The 16591-nt window shown below is 70.9% G+C and carries 14 protein-coding genes; 5 read left to right on the top strand and 9 right to left on the bottom strand.

The window, feature by feature from the left end:
* Window positions 1-9: 9 nt before the first annotated feature.
* On the top strand, window positions 10-1371 hold the full coding sequence (gene glnA, locus ACWD5F_RS11320; protein ID WP_401728936.1) for a type I glutamate--ammonia ligase: 1362 nt from the start codon (window positions 10-12) through the stop codon (window positions 1369-1371).
* Here the strand turns inward: glnA and ACWD5F_RS11315 are convergent.
* The 6 genes from ACWD5F_RS11315 to ACWD5F_RS11290 all read right to left on the bottom strand — a co-directional run bounded on the left by ACWD5F_RS11315 (window position 1368) and on the right by ACWD5F_RS11290 (window position 6670).
* Entirely contained in the window at window positions 1368-2387 is a 1020-nt protein-coding gene (locus ACWD5F_RS11315) for a TolB family protein (protein ID WP_451253297.1), read from the bottom strand. The genes glnA and ACWD5F_RS11315 overlap by 4 nt on opposite strands.
* Window positions 2384-3742, bottom strand: a complete 1359-nt coding sequence (locus tag ACWD5F_RS11310) for an MFS transporter (protein WP_451253295.1) — start codon at window positions 3740-3742, stop codon at window positions 2384-2386. The genes ACWD5F_RS11315 and ACWD5F_RS11310 overlap by 4 nt, the downstream gene beginning before the upstream one ends.
* A gap of 1 nt (window position 3743) precedes the next feature.
* On the bottom strand, window positions 3744-4673 hold the full coding sequence (locus tag ACWD5F_RS11305; protein ID WP_451253294.1) for an alkaline phosphatase family protein: 930 nt from the start codon (window positions 4671-4673) through the stop codon (window positions 3744-3746).
* A 143-nt stretch (window positions 4674-4816) separates the two neighbouring features.
* Window positions 4817-5257 (bottom strand): VOC family protein, encoded by a 441-nt coding sequence (locus tag ACWD5F_RS11300; RefSeq protein WP_401728941.1) that lies wholly within the window; start codon window positions 5255-5257, stop codon window positions 4817-4819.
* A gap of 87 nt (window positions 5258-5344) precedes the next feature.
* Window positions 5345-5857 (bottom strand): pyridoxamine 5'-phosphate oxidase family protein, encoded by a 513-nt coding sequence (locus tag ACWD5F_RS11295; RefSeq protein WP_451253293.1) that lies wholly within the window; start codon window positions 5855-5857, stop codon window positions 5345-5347.
* Window positions 5858-5935: 78 nt separating this feature from the next.
* Window positions 5936-6670, bottom strand: a complete 735-nt coding sequence (locus tag ACWD5F_RS11290; RefSeq protein WP_451253291.1) for a response regulator transcription factor — start codon at window positions 6668-6670, stop codon at window positions 5936-5938.
* A 179-nt stretch (window positions 6671-6849) separates the two neighbouring features.
* Between ACWD5F_RS11290 and ACWD5F_RS11285 the strand changes: the two genes are divergently transcribed.
* Together ACWD5F_RS11285 and ACWD5F_RS11280 are read left to right on the top strand one after the other, a co-directional pair.
* Window positions 6850-7764: a hypothetical protein gene (locus ACWD5F_RS11285; RefSeq protein ID WP_451253290.1), complete on the top strand. Its 915-nt coding sequence runs from the start codon at window positions 6850-6852 to the stop codon at window positions 7762-7764.
* A 152-nt stretch (window positions 7765-7916) separates the two neighbouring features.
* Window positions 7917-10928 carry a bifunctional [glutamine synthetase] adenylyltransferase/[glutamine synthetase]-adenylyl-L-tyrosine phosphorylase gene (locus ACWD5F_RS11280; RefSeq protein WP_451254099.1) on the top strand — a complete coding sequence of 1004 codons (3012 nt, stop codon included), beginning with the start codon at window positions 7917-7919 and terminating at the stop codon, window positions 10926-10928.
* Here the strand turns inward: ACWD5F_RS11280 and ACWD5F_RS11275 are convergent.
* The gene (locus ACWD5F_RS11275; protein ID WP_451253288.1) at window positions 10907-11869 is read right to left on the bottom strand and encodes a DMT family transporter; all 963 of its coding nucleotides are present in this window, start codon (window positions 11867-11869) and stop codon (window positions 10907-10909) included. The two genes, ACWD5F_RS11280 and ACWD5F_RS11275, sit on opposite strands and share 22 nt — an antisense overlap.
* Before the next feature lie 71 nt (window positions 11870-11940).
* Here ACWD5F_RS11275 and ACWD5F_RS11270 point away from each other — a divergent pair, with 71 nt between their 5' ends.
* Complete coding sequence (locus tag ACWD5F_RS11270; RefSeq protein WP_451253286.1) at window positions 11941-12843, top strand: LysR substrate-binding domain-containing protein; 903 nt, start codon at window positions 11941-11943, stop codon at window positions 12841-12843.
* A 59-nt stretch (window positions 12844-12902) separates the two neighbouring features.
* Here the strand turns inward: ACWD5F_RS11270 and ACWD5F_RS11265 are convergent, their stop codons facing one another.
* Complete coding sequence (locus tag ACWD5F_RS11265) at window positions 12903-13766, bottom strand: phosphatase PAP2 family protein (RefSeq protein ID WP_451253284.1); 864 nt, start codon at window positions 13764-13766, stop codon at window positions 12903-12905.
* A 131-nt stretch (window positions 13767-13897) separates the two neighbouring features.
* A complete protein-coding gene (locus ACWD5F_RS11260) occupies window positions 13898-14932 on the bottom strand; it encodes a LacI family DNA-binding transcriptional regulator (RefSeq protein WP_451253282.1) in 1035 nt (344 codons plus the stop codon).
* A 308-nt stretch (window positions 14933-15240) separates the two neighbouring features.
* Here ACWD5F_RS11260 and ACWD5F_RS11255 point away from each other — a divergent pair, with 308 nt between their 5' ends.
* Window positions 15241-16509: an extracellular solute-binding protein gene (locus ACWD5F_RS11255; RefSeq protein WP_451253280.1), complete on the top strand. Its 1269-nt coding sequence runs from the start codon at window positions 15241-15243 to the stop codon at window positions 16507-16509.
* The last annotated feature ends 82 nt before the right edge of the window (window positions 16510-16591 follow it).

Below are 16591 nucleotides of genomic sequence, written 5' to 3'. Positions count from 1 at the left end.
AATCGGAAGATGGACAAGCAGCAGGAGTTCGTGCTCCGCACGTTGGAGGAGCGCGACATCCGGTTCGTACGCCTGTGGTTCACGGACGTGCTGGGCTTCCTGAAGTCCGTCGCCGTGGCCCCCGCCGAACTGGAACAGGCCTTCGACGAGGGCATCGGCTTCGACGGCTCCGCGATCGAGGGCTTCGCCCGGGTCTACGAGTCCGACATGATCGCCAAGCCCGACCCGTCGACGTTCCAGATCCTCCCGTGGCGCGCCGAGGCCCCCGGCACCGCCCGGATGTTCTGCGACATCCTCATGCCCGACGGCTCCCCGTCCTTCGCCGACCCGCGCTACGTCCTCAAGCGCGCCCTGACCCGCGGCTCCGACCTGGGCTTCACCTTCTACACCCACCCCGAGATCGAGTTCTTCCTCCTGAAGGACCGCCCGCTGGACGGCAGCCGCCCCACCCCCGCGGACAACTCCGGCTACTTCGACCACACCCCCCAGAACATCGGCATGGACTTCCGCCGCCAGGCGATCACCATGCTGGAGTCGATGGGCATCTCGGTCGAGTTCTCCCACCACGAGGGCGCCCCGGGCCAGCAGGAGATCGACCTCCGCTACGCGGACGCCCTCTCCACGGCGGACAACATCATGACGTTCCGCCTGGTCATGAAGCAGGTGGCGCTGGAGCAGGGCGTGCAGGCGACGTTCATGCCGAAGCCGTTCTCGGAACACCCCGGGTCCGGGATGCACACGCACCTCTCCCTCTTCGAGGGCGACCGCAACGCGTTCTACGAGTCCGGCTCGGAGTACCAGCTCTCCAAGGTCGGCCGCTCGTTCATCGCGGGCCTGCTGAAGCACGCGGCGGAGATCTCGGCGGTGACGAACCAATGGGTCAACTCCTACAAGCGCATCTGGGGCGGCTCGGAACGCACGGCCGGCGCCGGCGGCGAGGCCCCCTCGTACATCTGCTGGGGCCACAACAACCGCAGCGCCCTGGTCCGCGTCCCCATGTACAAGCCGGGCAAGACGGGCTCGGCCCGCGTGGAGGTCCGCTCCCTGGACTCGGGCGCGAACCCGTACCTGGCCTACGCCCTCCTCCTGGCGGCAGGCCTGAAGGGCATCGAAGAGGGCTACGAACTCCCCCCGGGCGCGGAGGACGACGTCTGGGCCCTCTCCGACGCGGAACGCCGAGCGATGGGCATCGAGCCCCTCCCCCAGAACCTGGGCGAGGCCCTGACCCTGATGGAACGCAGCGACCTGGTGGCCGAGACCCTGGGCGAGCACGTCTTCGACTTCTTCCTGCGCAACAAGAAGAGCGAGTGGGAGGAGTACCGCAGCGAGGTCACGGCGTTCGAGCTGCGGAAGAACCTGCCGGTTCTCTAGTCGACGAACGCAGGGGACACAGCCGCGGTGCTCATGCGTCGCGGCTTTCCCGTGCCGTCCGACGGGATCTCGTACAGGTCCGCTCCGTAGTCGCCGGGCAGGGCGTAGACGAGCGTGTGGTCGTCCCTCCACACCGCCTGGTCGTCGACGCTTCGGGGTTCCGGCAGTGGGGTTTCGTGCATCGTGCGGAGGTTCAGGACGTACAGGTGCCACGGGGCGTCCTTCGGGAGGCCCTTCACCCGTTTCTTGTACGCGATGCGCGTGCCGTCGGGGGAGAGGGACGGGCATTCGACGTTTTCGTGGAGGGTCGTGACTGTCTTTGTCCGGAGGTCGCCCCTGACCAGGTACGTCCGGCCCTTTGTCGCCAGCGTCGCGTAGAACGTTCTGTCGTCCGGCGCGAACGTCACGCCCCAGAAGTTGGCGTCCGCCGAGTGGTAGCGGTGGTTGTTCTTGATGATGCGGAAGGACTCCAGGGTCGGGGTCAGACTGCCTGTGCGTACGTCCACGATCGCCGTGCGCGTGGAGAAGTTCGTGCCCGCGTACGAGTCGCCGCCTACGAATGCCGTCCACGCGGCGAAGTGGCCCGTGGGGGAGACCCGGGCGCGGGACGGGATGCCCGGGACGTCGTAGTGGGCCGTCGCCTTGAGGTGGGCGTCGAGGATCGACGCGCGGTAGGTGTCGGAGACCGGGCCGTGGACGGCTTGCAGGCAGACGCCGGTGCCGGCTGCCGCGTAGAAGCGCAGGCATTTCACGCCCGACGCGGTTCGGGGGCCTGCGGGGGCCGACGCCGGGACCGTCGTCAACTCGTCCCTGTGCGGGCCCCAGGCCATGTTGCGGAAGATCATGTGGGTGGGGGTGGTGAGCGTGAGGCGGCCTGACGTGACCTTCGGGCCGTCGGGCTGGGTTTCGTTCCTGCGGTCCGCGCGGGCTGATGCATGCAGGATCGACGCCCCGGCGACCGCGGCGAGAGCGAGGATCGCCGCCAGGAGGACGAGGAGGCGGTTTCGTACGGTCATGTCGGGAGCCCTTCCTTCGCCGGGACCGAACCCGGGCGCAACGACAAGGCCGAGAACGCCGCGCACGCCGCCAGCGCCACCGTCGCCGTCAGCAACGCCGTGCGGTCGCCCCACAGGGTCCAGGCCGCGCCGAAGCCGAGTGAGCAGACGAACCTCGCCAGTGCCTGGCCCGTCTGGACCACGGCCAGGCCCGAGGAGCGCAGTCGTTCCGGCACGTTCTCCGACGCCGCCGCCATCAGCACGCCGTCGGTCGCCGCGTAGAAGCCGCCGTGCAGGAGCAGGACGGCGTAGGGGAGGGCGGGGCCGTGCCAGGAGGTGAGGAGGAGGGCGTATGCCAGGAGCAGGGCGCCGTGGCCGGCCACGAAGACGCGGCGGCGGCCGATCCGGTCCGACAGTTTCCCCAACGGCAGGGCGAGGAGCAGGAACGCCGCCGCCGTGCCCAGCGGGAGCAGCGCGAACCAGCGGTCGGGGATGCCGAGGCGGTGCTGGAGGAGGAGGTAGATGAAGGAGTCGCTGATCGTGGCCAGGCCCAGGAGCAGCGCGCAGAGTGTGATGCGGCGCAGGTCGCGGTGGGTGAGGAGGGTCAACGCCGCCCGCAGGGTGGGGCGTTGGGAGGGCGCGGGGGCTGGTGCCGGTGCCGGTGCCGGTGCTGATCTGTCCGGCATCGGCGCCTGCCTCCGCGTCGGACCGGACGGCTCCCGTGCCGATCTTCCCGTCGGACCCCCCGGCACGAACAGCACCAGCACCACCACCCCCAGCACCGCCACGCAGAAGCTCACCGTGAACACCGCGTCGTAGCCGTCGACCGTCGCCCGCAGGATGAGGAACGCGGCCAGTGGGCCGAGCAGCGCGCCCGCCGTGTCCATCGCGCGGTGCACGCCGAAGGCACGGCCGCGGGTCTCCGGCGTGGCGGAGAGGGAGATCAGCGCGTCGCGCGGGGCCGTGCGCAGGCCCTTGCCGGTGCGGTCGGCCGCCAGGATCAGGCCGATGGGGGTGAGGGTGTGGGCGAGCAGGAGCAGGGGTTTGCAGGCCGCCGAGATGCCGTACCCCAGGCCCGCCACCCACTTGTGCCGGCCCCCGCCCCGGTCGGCCAGGTGGCCCCCGGCCAGCCGGACGAGGGCCGAGAAGCCGTTGTAGACGCCGTCCAGGAGGCCGAAGCCCAGCGGGGAGAGGCCCAGGCCCGTCACCAGGTACAGCGGCAGGACCGCCGTCACCATCTCCGAGGACACGTCGGTGATCAGGCTGACCGTGCCGAGCGCGAGGACGGTGGGGGCGATCCCGCCGCCCACGCGTCGGGCGGCGGTCCCCTCCACGGACGCCGTCGGAGTGCTCGCGCGGCTGTCCGCTACGTACACGTCAGGACGTCCAGATGCCGGTGATGTCCTTGGCCGAGGCCGCGTTGCCCGCGTGGGTGGTCAGGCCCTGCGAGTCCTCCAGGGTGCGCAGCAGGTCGTAGTGGTTGTAGGTGGTGGCCGAGGTCGAACCCGCCGTGACCGGCTGGCCGTACAGGACGGTCGGGATGCGGTTGCCGGCCAGCCGGTTGTCCTCGTCGAAGGTGACGACGAGCAGGCTGTTGTGGGTCTTGGCCCAACTCGCGTACGCGCTCAGCTTGTTCTTCAGCCAGGTGTCACCGGTGGACACCGAGCAGTCGTGCATGTCGCTGCACAGGTTGGGCACGACGAAGGACACGTCGGGCAGGGTCGCGTAGTCGGTCGGGAACTGCGCGAAGGTCTTCGCGGTCGACGTCGGCACGTTGCTGAAGCCGAACCAGGGGTTGTGCTTGCGCGCGTAGGTGCCGCTGCTGCACGTCGTCGAACCCTGGCTGGGCAGCGTCTCGTTGTAGCTGGCCCAGGTGCCGCCGGCCGCGAGCACCTCGGAGGCGAGGTTGGCGGCCGAGGAGAAGCCGGGCGTGTAGCAACTGTCGTCCGTGACGCCCTGGGTGGAACCGGAGAACAGGGCGAAGTAGTTGGGCTGGCTCGGGTGGGTCTCGGCGTAGGACTGGGTGAGGCTGGCGCCGCCGGTCCTGAGCGAGTTGATGTACGGCGCGCTGGAGGAGGCGATCACCTGGCTGTAGGCGTGGTTCTCGAAGACCACCACGACCACGTGGTCCGGGTTCGGCACGGTGGCGGCGGCGTGCGCGGACGGGGAGCCGCCGAGACCGGTCCACAGGCCGACCGCCGTCGCCGTGAAGGCGAGCGCGGCGGCCACGGCGGTACGGCTGCGGCGGAACGTCGAACGGGCGGAACCGGAACGTGCGGAGCTGGAAAGGGCGGAGCTGCCGGACACATCGACCTCCGGTGGGGAAGCGTGGGGGGAAGGGCGGAGCACTGACGGCGTCAGCATGCACACGCCAAGATTCTCCCGCCCCACCTCACCCGACCGGAAGCATGAAGACCCGGTGAACTACTCCCACCCGGAAGGCGGGTGAACTACTCCCGCCCGGCCGCCAGTTGAGCCATCACCTGATGCAGCGGCTCCGCCTCCCGCTTGCGGTACTCCTGGATCGCCCACCCGTTGCCGTCCGGGTCCTTGAAGTACATGAACGTCGCCCCGTCCTGCGGCGCGAACTGCTGCGGCTCGGTGACGTCGAGACCGCGCGCGGTCAGCTCCTCGTACGCCGCCTTCGCGTCCGTCACGCACAGCTGCATCCCGTGGTACGTCCCCGGCTGCGGGGTCCCCGTCGGCACCTGGAGCCCGTCGACCAGGGCGATCGAACACCCCGAGCCCGGCGGCGTCAGCTGCACGATCCGTACGCCCTCCATCACTTCTCCGTCGAGGTCCACGTGGAAGCCGACCTTGTCCCGGTAGAACTCCTTGGCCCGGTCCACGTCCGTGACGGGCATCAGGATCACTTCGAGGGTCATGTCCATAACGACTCCTTTGTCGCAGGCGGGTCGTACGCGGGTCGTACGCGGGTCGTATGCGTGTCGCACGCGGGTCGACGCCTCGCGTTCACGTCACTCGAAGCGCCACCGCGTCTGGCTGAACGGCTCTCCCTTACCGAAGCCGAAAACCGTGCGCGGCGCCACCGCGAAGACGAAAGCGTGTCCGGCGCCGTGGTGGAAGGCCTCGTCGCGCACGTCGAAGTGCCAGAAACTGCCGTACTTCGCCTCCCACGCGGCGGCCAGCTCCCGCAGCCGGTCCTCGTCCGTGACCCGCACCGCCTCGCCCTCGACGACCAGGTCGTGTCCCTTGTCCCAGGTGTTCGTGCCGGTCGTCAGCACGACCTGCGGGTTGGCCGCCAGGTTCCGCGCCTTGCGCTCCTCGGGGCCGGTGCAGAAATGCAGCGCGCCGTCCGCCCACACCGCGGGCAACGGCGTCACATGCGGCCGCCCGTCCGGCCGCACGGTGGAGATCCAGAACAACTCGGCCGCGCCGAGCCGTTCCTCGGCCGCGGTCCACTCCGTGGCGGTGGCGGCGGGGTCGCTGTAGTGGGGGTCGAGACGGGTCTGCGGGGCGTGGTTCGTCATGGGGCGTCCTCCTCGTACCGGCTCATGAGGCTCATGAGGTGGTGACCGGGCCGGCCGCGAGAACTCATCGCCCGCCCGTCAGGCGTACTCCGGGAACACCCGCGCCACCGCCGCGGTACGGCTGGACACACCGAGCCGGCCGAACGCGTTCTCCAGGTGCTTGCGGACGGTGCTGGGCGCCACGCAGAGCTGCTCGGCGATCTGCGGCGTGCTCATGCCGAGGGCCACGCAGCGCAGGACGTCCAGTTCGCGGTGGGTCAGCCGGACCGGGGCGCGGCGCCTGCGCACGGCCGCCAGGTAGATCTCGTACAGGTGCGGGGCGAGCAGCCGCAGCGTGGTCATCTCGTGGTCCTTGAACGGCTGCCCGTCCGTGCGGAACAACTGGAAGACCCGGGTGCGGCCCGGCGCGGTGGGCAGGGCGATGTCCGCGATGGTGGGGCACGGGCGGAGGAACTCGGTGTAGATCGGCTGGTTCCGCAGTCTGTGCGCCGACACGAAGTCCGCCATCTGCGTGGTCTCGGGGGTGTCGTGCGGGCGCGAGACCTGCTCGCACTGGAGGTGCTGGTGGCGCCAGCGCCAGTACTCCTCCATCGGGCCCTGATCCTCGCTGCCCGGGGTGTCCCGGTCGTTCCAGCTGATCCTGGTCGGGATGTCCAGCTCCGAGAAGCTCGCGCACTCGCAAGGGATCAGCCGCTGCAGGCCGTGGAGCAGGGACATCGGGGGCACGCCCTCCGCGAGGTCCTGCCGGGCCTCGTCCAGGACGTCCGCCATGCGGCGCAGATGGGCTTCGGCGGTGGTGAAGGGTGGGGTCATCGCGGCCTCCCCGGCCGGTCGTACGTGTCGTACGACGCTACGCGCCCCGGGCGCCCGGTTCGCGAGGGATTCGTCAAATGCCGTATGGGATACGGCGATCGAAGCGTCCAGTGTCGACCCGTACGACCCATCGGCCCCCGCCACGACCACCGGGAGGGCCGGCTCGAACGGAGACACTCATGCGCGACCACGCCTCAGACACCCGCACGCACCCGTACCCGCACTCCCACCGCACCGCGGCCCTCGCCACCGGCGCCGCCGCCGTTCTGACCGCTGCCCTCCTCACCACCGGCTGCGACGGAACGACGTCGCCGGCCACCACCTCGGCACAGGAGGACAGGGCCGACTCGACCTCGGGTTCCACCACCCCGCGATTCACCTCGCTGTGTCTCACGCTCGACGCCCGCGGTGGCGTCCGGCTCACCGGCGGCTCGCGCGCGGCGGTCGGCGCGGCCGGGAGTTTCTCCGTGGCCGGCGGTCGCACGTACCGGTTCGAGCGGCCCCCGGACCAGGTGCTGGTGGTGCTGCGGCACTGGCCCGACTCCGGTGCGGCACGGGCCTCGCGGGGGCGGGCGCCCGGGCTGTTGCCGCCGGACGAGTCCGCGGTGGAGACCGGGTTCCTCGTCGACACCACGAGCTGGGTGCGGGCCGAGCTCGACGGACAGCCACTGCGGTGGCTGCGCCGCGACACGCTCCGCGTCGACGTCACCAACGCCACCGCCGTCGGCGATCCCACGGTGCTCACGCTGTCCGGACCGCACGGGGGTCGGTCCGGACAGCCCGTACCGCCGCCCGACACGAGCGCCTGCGCCGGCGTCGACCCGGACACCGCCCGGCACGCGGTCCTCCCGGAGATCACGGCGGGCACGGCGGTCCCGGACGCCCTCACCCGGCTGGGCGACCTGTGTCTCGACATCCAGTACGCCACCCACCCGGGCGCCCGCCCCGGAACGGTCCGTCAGGTGCGCGTCCCGCTCGCCGGCCACCCGGCCGCATCCGCCTGCCTGCCCCCGACGGACGACACCGCGGCGGCCCCGGGCGACCGGGTGCTCCTGGACCCGACCCGCCCGGCGACGGTGGTGGTCGCCCGCTGACGGGCCGGGCCGACGTCCTCCGTCCACCGAAACCGCCCTTCCACCCCGGCGCTTCCCCCAGGCTCTCCGGTTAGGCTCGATCTCGCATGACCTTGATCTCGTACGGCCCTGATCCGAGGGGCGTGCGGCGGTGGACGGGACGGGAGGCCGGGATGACGGCGCCGGGGCGCAGGAGCAGTACCTTCTCGCGGCTGCTGCGGCACGGTTTCACCGATCCCTCGGCGGCGGAGCGGCTGCTGGACAGCGGTGAACTGACGCCCGTGCGCAATGACCCCGTGCTGCTGGAGGCGCTGGGCGCCACCGCCGATCCGGATCTCGCGCTGCTCGGTCTTGTCCGGCTGCTCGAAGCGCAGCCGGACACCACCGCCTGGCGGACGCTGCTCGACACGTTGATAGCGGCCAAGCCGCTGCGCGACCGGCTGCTCGGGGTGCTCGGCGCCTCCTCCGCGCTCGCCGACCACCTGGCCCGGCATCCGCACGACTGGCACGCGCTCGTCACCTACGAGCCGCGCGATCTGCACCCGGGCGTCGAGGAGTTCGAGCGCGGGCTCGCCGAGGCCACCGACCCGGTCTCCCTGCGCGTCGCCTACCGCCGCTGCCTGCTGTCCATCGCCGCCCGTGACGTGTGCGGCACCACCGATCTCGCCCAGACCGCCGCCGAACTCGCCGACCTCGCCACCGCCACCCTGCGCGCCGCCCTCGCCATCGCGAGCGCCGCCGCGCCCGACGACGCCGCGCTGTGCCGGCTCGCGGTGGTCGCGATGGGCAAGTGCGGCGGCCACGAGCTGAACTACGTCTCGGACGTCGACGTGATCTTCGTCGGCGAGGCCGTCGAGGGCGCCGACGAGGGCAAGGCGATCAGGGCCGCCACCAAACTCGCCTCGCACATGATGCGGATCTGCTCCGAGACCACCGTCGAGGGCTCCATCTGGCCCGTCGACGCCAACCTGCGCCCCGAGGGCCGCAACGGCCCCCTGGTGCGCACCCTCAGCAGCCACCTCGCCTACTACCAACGCTGGGCCAAGACCTGGGAGTTCCAGGCCCTGCTCAAGGCCCGCCCGGTGGCCGGCGACCTGGAGCTGGGCGAGGAGTACGTCACCGCCCTGGCCCCCATGGTCTGGCAGGCGGCCGAACGCGAGAACTTCGTCGCCGACGTGCAGAAGATGCGCCGCCGGGTCGTCGAGAACATCCCGCTCGGTGAGGTCGACCGCGAGTTGAAGCTCGGGCCGGGTGGACTGAGAGACGTCGAATTCGCCGTGCAGCTCCTGCAGTTGGTGCACGGCCGGGCGGACGCCTCCCTGCGCAGCGGGACCACGCTGGACGCGCTCCACGCCCTGGCCGCCGGCGGCTACGTGGGACGCGCCGACGCCGTCCAACTCGACGACGCCTACCGGTTCCTGCGCTCCATGGAACACCGCATCCAGCTCTACCGGCTGCGCCGCACCCACCTCGTGCCCGAGGACGACGCCGACCTGCGCCGCATCGGCCGCTCCCTCGGCCTGCGCGCCGACCCGGTCGCCGAGCTGACCCGCGAGTGGCGCCGGCACGCGTCCGTCGTACGCCGCCTGCACGAGAAGCTCTTCTACCGTCCGCTGCTCGACGCGGCCGCCCAACTCGCCCCCGGCGAGGCACGGTTGAGCCCCGAGGCGGCCCGCGAGCGACTCGTCGCCCTCGGCTACGCCGACCCGGCCGCCGCCCTGCGGCACCTGGAGGCGCTGGCCTCCGGGGTGAGCCGCAAGGCGGCGATCCAGCGGACGCTGCTGCCGGTACTGCTCGGCTGGTTCGCCGACTCCGCCGACCCGGACGCGGGACTGCTCAACTTCCGCAAGGTCTCGGACGCGTTGGGCAAGACACCGTGGTACCTGCGGCTGCTGCGGGACGAGGGCGCCACCGCCGAGAACCTCGCCCGCGTGCTGTCCGCCGGCCGCCTCGCCCCCGACCTGCTGATGCGGGCCCCGGAAGCGGTGGCGCTGCTCGGCGACGGCGGCGGTGACGGCGGTGGCCTGGAACCGCGCAACCGGGCCCACCTGGAGCAGGAGGTCCTCGCCGGAGTGGGGCGCGCCGACAACGCCGAACAGGCGGTCGTCGTCGCGCGCGGGGTACGGCGCCGGGAACTGTTCCGTACGGCCGCCGCCGACATCGTCGCCTCCTACGGCACCGACACCCACCCCGTCGAGGCCGACCAGGGCGCCCTGGTGGACCGGGTCGGCGGCGCGATCTCCGACCTGACGGCGGCGACCCTCGCGGGGACGCTGCGCGCGGTGGTGCGGGGCGGCTGGGGCGACACCCTGCCGACCCGGTTCGCGATCATCGGCATGGGCCGCTTCGGTGGTCACGAACTCGGCTACGGCTCCGACGCGGACGTCCTGTTCGTGCACGAGCCGCGCGAGGGCGTGCCGGAACGGGAGGCCTCCGAGGCCGCCAACAAGGTCGTCTCCGAGATGCGCCGGCTGCTCCAGGTGCCGAGCGCGGACCCGCCGCTGTTGATCGACGCGGACCTGCGCCCCGAGGGGAAGTCCGGGCCCCTGGTGCGGACGCTCCACTCCTACGAGGCGTATTACCGCCGGTGGTCTCTGGGGTGGGAGTCGCAGGCGCTGCTCCGGGCCGAACCCGTGGCCGGGGACGCGGAGTTGGGGCAGCGGTTCATCGAGCTGATCGATCCGTTGCGGTATCCGGCCGAGGGGCTCGGGGACGACGCGGTGCGGGAGATCCGGCGGTTGAAGGCGCGGATGGAGTCGGAGCGGATGCCTCGCGGGGCCGACCCAAAGCTGCACACCAAGCTCGGGCCCGGTGGGTTGTCCGACGTGGAGTGGACCGTGCAGTTGCTTCAGCTGCAGCACGGGTGGGTGGAGCCGGGGTTGCGGACTACGCGTACTCGGGAGGCGCTCGCTGCGGCGTGCGCCGCCGGGCTGGTGTCGGGTGAGGATGCCGAAATACTGGATGAGGCGTGGGTGTTGGCGACGCGGGTTCGCAATGCGGTGATGTTGGTGCGGGGGCGGGCCGGGGACACGTTTCCTTCTGAGAGTCGGGAACTTGCCGCTGTGGGGCGGTACTTGGGGTATGGGCCGGGGCATGCGGGGGACATGCTGGACGCGTATCGGCGTACGGCGCGTCGGGCGCGGGGGGTTGTGGACGAGTTGTTCTATGGGGCGGCGGCGTTGTAGGAGGGTTTTTCGCGTTCGTCTTCGGCTGACGGTCGGTGGGGGCTGGTCGCGCAGTTCCCCGCGCCCCTGAAGGGCGCTGGCCCCCGCCGCCTGTTTGAAAGGGCCACGCCCGTCAGGACCACCGCCATTCCTGTCACCACCCGCCAGCCCACCCGCTCGTCCAGGACCAGTGCGCCCAGCGTTACCGACACCACCGGTAGCAAGTAGCCCACCGTCGCCGCGTTGGTCGGGCCCTCGTCCGCTATGAGGCGGTAGTTGAGGTAGAAGGTGACGCCCGTGCCGAGGATGCCCAGGGCCGTGACCGCGAGGAGGGCCGTGGGATCGGGGTGCAGGGGGCCCGCGACCGGGAGGGCCAGCGTGCTCCAGGCGGTGGCCGTGAGGAGTTGGGCCGCCGAGACGGCCAACGGGGCCTCGCGGGCGGTGAGATGGCGGGCCATGTACGCGAACGCCACGGCATAGCTCGCGGCGGCGGCCAGCAGGGCCAGCGCACCCCAGCCGAACAGGCCCGAGCGGTGCCAGGGCGCGAAGATCAGCACCGTACCGGCGAAACCGAGGAACAGGCCGGTCAGTCGGGTCCGGGTCAGGCCGCGGTCGGTGCCCAGGGCGGCGCCGATGAGCAGGGACCACAAGGGAGTTGTGGCGTTGAGGACGCCGGCGACGCCCGAGTCGACCGTCTGCTCGCCGACGCTGAACAGTGCGAAGGGCAGCGCGTTGCAGAAGAGCGCGGCCACGACCAGGTGACCCCACACCGTGCGGGAACGCGGCAGGGACTGACCTGCGCGGCGGGCCAGGAGCAGGAGGACCGCCGTGCCCAGGGCGCAGCGGGCGATGGTGATCTGGGCCGGGGTGAGGCCGTGGTCCAGGGCGAGCTTGATCCAGAGGAACCCGGAGCCCCAGAGGAGCGCCAGGACGGCCATGCGGAGGGAGGAGGCCAGCGACATGGCTCTACGGTGGCCCGGGGATGGAATAAGGACAAGTGAAAGATAATGCAGGCACTGTTAAGCTCTCCTGCATGCTGGATGTGCGACGGATGCAGGTGCTGCGGACGGTGGTAGGCAGCGGGTCGGTGACGGCCGCCGCGGCGAGCCTCGGGTACACGCCCTCCGCGGTGAGTCAGCAGGTCGCCGCGTTGGAGAAGGAGGCCGGTACGGCGCTGCTCGAGCGGTCGGGGCGCGGGGTGCGGCCGACGGCGGCGGGGCTGCTGCTCACCGAGTACGCCGACGCGATCGGCCGGCAGGTCGCCGAGGCCGAGACGGCGCTGGCCGATCTGGTCGCGGGGCGCACCGGGCGGCTGTCGGTGCGGTACTTCGCCACGGCGGGGTCGGCGCTCGTCGCTCCGGCGGTCGCTCGAGTGCGGGCCGAACACCCTGATGTACAGGTCGAGTTGAAGCTGATCGACCCCGAGGATCCACTGCCGGACGTGCGGGAGGGGCGGGCCGATCTCGCGCTGGTGGTCGGCGGCGAACGGCAGGCCACCGGCGTACGGCTGCTGCGTCTGCTCGACGATCCCTACCTGGCCGTCCTGCCCGAGGGGCACCGGCTCGCGGCCGGGCGGACCGTGGAGCTGGCGGAGCTGGCCGAGGAGCCCTGGGTCGGCAGCGAGTGGCCCGGGCCCTGTCTGGACGCCCAGCTGAACGCCTGCGAGGCCGCGGGGTTCCGGCCGAGGTTCGTGGTCGAGAGCGAGGACTACGTCACCGCACAGGGCTTCGTCGCCGCGGGCCTCGGGGTGAGCCTGATCCCCCGGCTCGGGCTGGGCGGCGGCCGGCATCCGCAGGTGGTGCTGCGGGAGGTACGGAGGCCCGAGCCGACCCGCACGATCAGCGCGGCGGTACGGGAGTCGGCACCGGTGCAGCCGGCGTTGCGGACGTTCCTGGAGGCGCTGAGGGCGGCGGCGGGGGAGTCGGGGGCCTCATAGGACTGCTGGGCTGGGTGCGGCTGGTCCCGTGGCCGCTGCCTGTGCGGCTGCGTATACGGCTACGCCTTTGTCGGCAGCAGGCGCCTGCCCGTGGTCCGCGCCGGAGGCAGCTGGGGCAGGGAGTACGGCAGAGCCCCGTACCAGAGGCGGGCGACCGTGAAGCCGAAGGCGAGGCAGAGCATGCCGCCCACCGCGTCGAGCCAGAAGTGGTTGGCGGTGGAGACGATGACCATCAGGGTCGCCGCCGGGTAGAGGAGGCCCAGTACGCGCACCCACGGGACCTTGGCCAGGGCGAAGATCGTCAGCCCGCACCACAGGGACCAGCCGATGTGCATGGACGGCATCGCCGCGTACTGGTTCGACATGTGCTTCAGGTCGCCGGACGCCATCGAACCCCAGGTCTGGTGGACCATGACGGTGTCGACGAACGTGCTGCCGTTCATCAGGCGGGGCGGGGCGAGCGGATACAGGTAGTAACCGACCAGCGCGACCAGGGTGGTGGCGAACAGGACCATGCGCGCCGCCGCGTAACGGCCCGGATGGCTGCGGTACAGCCACACCAGCACGCCCAGCGTCACCACGAAGTGCAGTGTCGCGTAGTAGTAGTTCATGCCGACGATGAGCCAAGTCACCGAGTTCACACCGTGGTTGATCGACTCCTCGACCGCGATGCCGAGGTGGTGCTCGACCTTCCAGATCCAGTCGGCGTTGCGCAGCGCCTCGCCGCGCTGCTCCGGGACCGCGTTGCGGATCAGCGAGTACGTCCAGTAACTGACGCCGATCAGCAGGATCTCGAACCACAGCCGCGGCCGGCGCGGAGTACGCAGCCGACGCAGGAACCCCGGCCTTCGTCCGGCCGTGCCGGGGTCGGGAACAGCCGTCTGCTCACGGTCTTCCAGACTGGTCACGGTCGACTCACCCATAGACACAAAGTCTGCCAGAAACGCCTTCCTCGACCGATCATCCCCTGGGCTGGTTCAGGACGCATGTCCTACGACGGGAAGACCCCCCGTACTCCTACCTGCGAACCGGTCGAGACCCGGGGTTCTCCGCCCTAGGGACGACCGCGTTCTCCGGGTGCCGAGGCGGTCGAACCCCGTACCACCAGCTCAGGCATGAAGACGAACTCGCTGTGCGGTGCCGGGGTTCCGCCGATCTCCTCAAGGAGCGTGCGCACCGCCGCCTGACCCATCGCCGGCACCGGCTTGCGGATCGTCGTCAGCGGTGGGTCGGTGAAGGCGATCAGCGGGGAGTCGTCGAAGCCGACCACCGAGACATCGCGCGGGACGTCCAGACCGCGCTGGCGGACCGCCCGTATCGCGCCCAGCGCCATCATGTCGCTCGCGCACACCACCGCCGTGCAGTTGCGGTCGATCAGTGCGCCGGCGGCGGCCTGGCCGCCCTCCAGGGTGTACAGCGAGTGCTGGACCAGCTCCGACTCGACCTCCTGCGCGCCCAGGCCGAGCAGGTCCTGCACCGCCCGCACGAAGCCCTCGATCTTGCGCTGCACCGGCACGAACCGCTTCGGTCCGAGGGCGAGTCCGATTTTGGTGTGGCCCAGCGACACCAGATGCGTGACCGCCAGCGTCATCGCCGCGCGGTCGTCGGGGGAGATGAACGGCGCCTGCACCTTCGGCGAGAAGCCGTCCACCAGCACGTACGGCACGCCCTGCGCGCGCAGCCGGTCGTAGCGCTCCATGTCGGCGGTGGTGTCGGCGTGCAGTCCGGAGACGTAGATGATGCCGGCGACCCCACGGTCCACCAGCATCTCCGTCAGCTCGTCCTCCGTGGACCCGCCCGGGGTCTGGGTGGCGAGCACGGGGGTGTAGCCCTGCCTGGTCAGCGCCTGTCCGATGACCTGGGCCAGGGCCGGGAATATGGGGTTCTCCAGCTCCGGGGTGATCAGCCCCACCAGGCCCTCGCTGCGCTGGCGCAGCCGGACCGGGCGCTCGTAGCCGAGCACGTCCAGCGCGGCGAGCACGGACTGGCGGGTGGTGGCGGCGACGCCCGGCTTGCCGTTGAGGACCCGGCTGACCGTCGCTTCGCTCACCCCCGCCTGGGCGGCGATGTCGGCAAGCCGTGTGGTCACGGGGGTGGACTGTACCGGCCGTCGGCCCGCCGCGGGTTGCTGCCTCATAGCGATCCTCATGTCCTGGTCGGTACACGGCAAGAGCTTGCAGAGTCTTGCACAAGTGTCCCCGACCCGCTCAGCCCCTTCAATAGGTGCCCTCAGGGGATCAAGGTCTGATCACGTGCGGGTAACTCTCCGGCCGTCTTGCAATTTTTTGCTGCAAGGTCTTTCGTCTTCCTTGCAACGCTGTTACGTTCCCAATCGCCCGGCCGCCGCAACGGCGCAGTCGGCAGCACCACACGGGCTTTCACCCTCAAGGAGAACTCATGCGGCGTGGCATAGCGGCCACCGCGCTGATGGCGTCCCTCGCTCTCGCGGCGACGGCGTGCGGCGGGAGCGACAGCGGTGACAAGGCGGACGGCCCGGTCACCATCACCTGGTGGGACACCTCCAACGCCACCAACGAGGCGCCCACTTACCAGGCCTTGGTGAAGCAGTTCGAGGCCGCCAACAAGGACATCAAGGTCAAGTACGTCAACGTCCCGTTCGACCAGGCGCAGAACAAGTTCGACACCGCCGCCGGCGCCACGGGCGCCCCGGACGTGCTGCGCTCCGAGGTCGGCTGGACCCCCGCCTTCGCGAAGAAGGGCTACTTCCTGCCGCTGGACGGCACCGAAGCCCTCGCGGACCAGGCCAAGTTCCAGTCCAACCTGATCACGCAGGCGCAGTTCGACGGCAAGACCTACGGCGTCCCGCTGGTCACCGACACCCTCGCGCTGGTCTACAACAAGGCCCTCTTCGCGAAGGCCGGCATCGAGGCGCCCAAGACGTGGGACGACCTCAAGACCGCCGCCGCCACCATCAAGTCCAAGACGGGCGTGGACGGTTACTGGGGTTCCACCCAGGCCTACTACGCGCAGAGCTTCCTCTACGGCGAGGGCACCGACACCGTCGACGCCGCCGCCAAGAAGATCACCGTCGACTCGGCCGCCGCGAAGAAGGCGTACGGCACCTGGCAGGGGCTGTTCTCCGGCAAGGGCCTGCACAAGGCCGACACCACCGCCGACGCCTACGCCCACATCCAGGACGCGTTCGTCAACGGCAAGGTCGCCGCGATCATCCAGGGCCCGTGGGAGATCACGAACTTCTACAAGGGCAGCGCCTTCAAGGACAAGGCCAACCTCGGCATCGCCACCGTCCCGGCCGGTTCCACCGGCAAGGCGGGCGCCCCGACGGGCGGCCACAACCTGTCCGTCTACGCCGGCTCGGACGCCAAGCACCAGAAGGCGGCCCTGAAGTTCGTCAACTTCATGACCTCCGCCAAGTCCCAGTCGCAGATCGCCCTGAAGAACTCCACGCTGCCCACTCGCGACGACGCCTACACCGCCGAGGTCAAGGCCGACCCGGGCATCGCCGGCTTCCAGACCGTGCTGCCCGCCGCCCAACCGCGGCCCGCGCTCCCGGAGTACAGCTCCCTGTGGACCCCGCTGGACACCGAGCTGCCGAAGATCGCCGGCGGCAAGGAGTCCCTGGACAAGGGCCTGAGCAACGCTGAACTGGCCATCGCCAAGCTGGTGCCGGACTTCAGCAAGTGAGCCCCGCGTGACCGTCGGATCGCCCTGTCAGCACCGGGGGAGCGATCCGGCGGTCACCGGCCTGTCTTTCAGAAGGTGTTGA

The sequence above is a fragment of the Streptomyces sp. NPDC002499 genome, assembly GCF_053595415.1.
The sequence above is the reverse complement of the archived record's forward strand: the minus strand, read 5'-3'. Positions and strand labels throughout refer to the sequence as shown.

Excerpts from the sequence above, each read along its gene's own strand:
- glnA (WP_401728936.1), top strand. The coding sequence starts at position 10 with ATGGACAAGCAGCAGGAGTTCGTGCTCCGCACGTTGGAGGAGCGCGAC.
- ACWD5F_RS11315 (WP_451253297.1), bottom strand. The coding sequence starts at position 2,387 with ATGACCGTACGAAACCGCCTCCTCGTCCTCCTGGCGGCGATCCTCGCT.
- ACWD5F_RS11300 (WP_401728941.1), bottom strand. The coding sequence starts at position 5,257 with ATGGACATGACCCTCGAAGTGATCCTGATGCCCGTCACGGACGTGGAC.
- ACWD5F_RS11295 (WP_451253293.1), bottom strand. The coding sequence starts at position 5,857 with ATGACGAACCACGCCCCGCAGACCCGTCTCGACCCCCACTACAGCGAC.
- ACWD5F_RS11290 (WP_451253291.1), bottom strand. The coding sequence starts at position 6,670 with ATGACCCCACCCTTCACCACCGCCGAAGCCCATCTGCGCCGCATGGCG.
- ACWD5F_RS11285 (WP_451253290.1), top strand. The coding sequence starts at position 6,850 with ATGCGCGACCACGCCTCAGACACCCGCACGCACCCGTACCCGCACTCC.
- ACWD5F_RS11280 (WP_451254099.1), top strand. The coding sequence starts at position 7,917 with ATGACGGCGCCGGGGCGCAGGAGCAGTACCTTCTCGCGGCTGCTGCGG.
- ACWD5F_RS11275 (WP_451253288.1), bottom strand. The coding sequence starts at position 11,869 with ATGTCGCTGGCCTCCTCCCTCCGCATGGCCGTCCTGGCGCTCCTCTGG.
- ACWD5F_RS11270 (WP_451253286.1), top strand. The coding sequence starts at position 11,941 with ATGCTGGATGTGCGACGGATGCAGGTGCTGCGGACGGTGGTAGGCAGC.
- ACWD5F_RS11265 (WP_451253284.1), bottom strand. The coding sequence starts at position 13,766 with ATGGGTGAGTCGACCGTGACCAGTCTGGAAGACCGTGAGCAGACGGCT.
- ACWD5F_RS11255 (WP_451253280.1), top strand. The coding sequence starts at position 15,241 with ATGCGGCGTGGCATAGCGGCCACCGCGCTGATGGCGTCCCTCGCTCTC.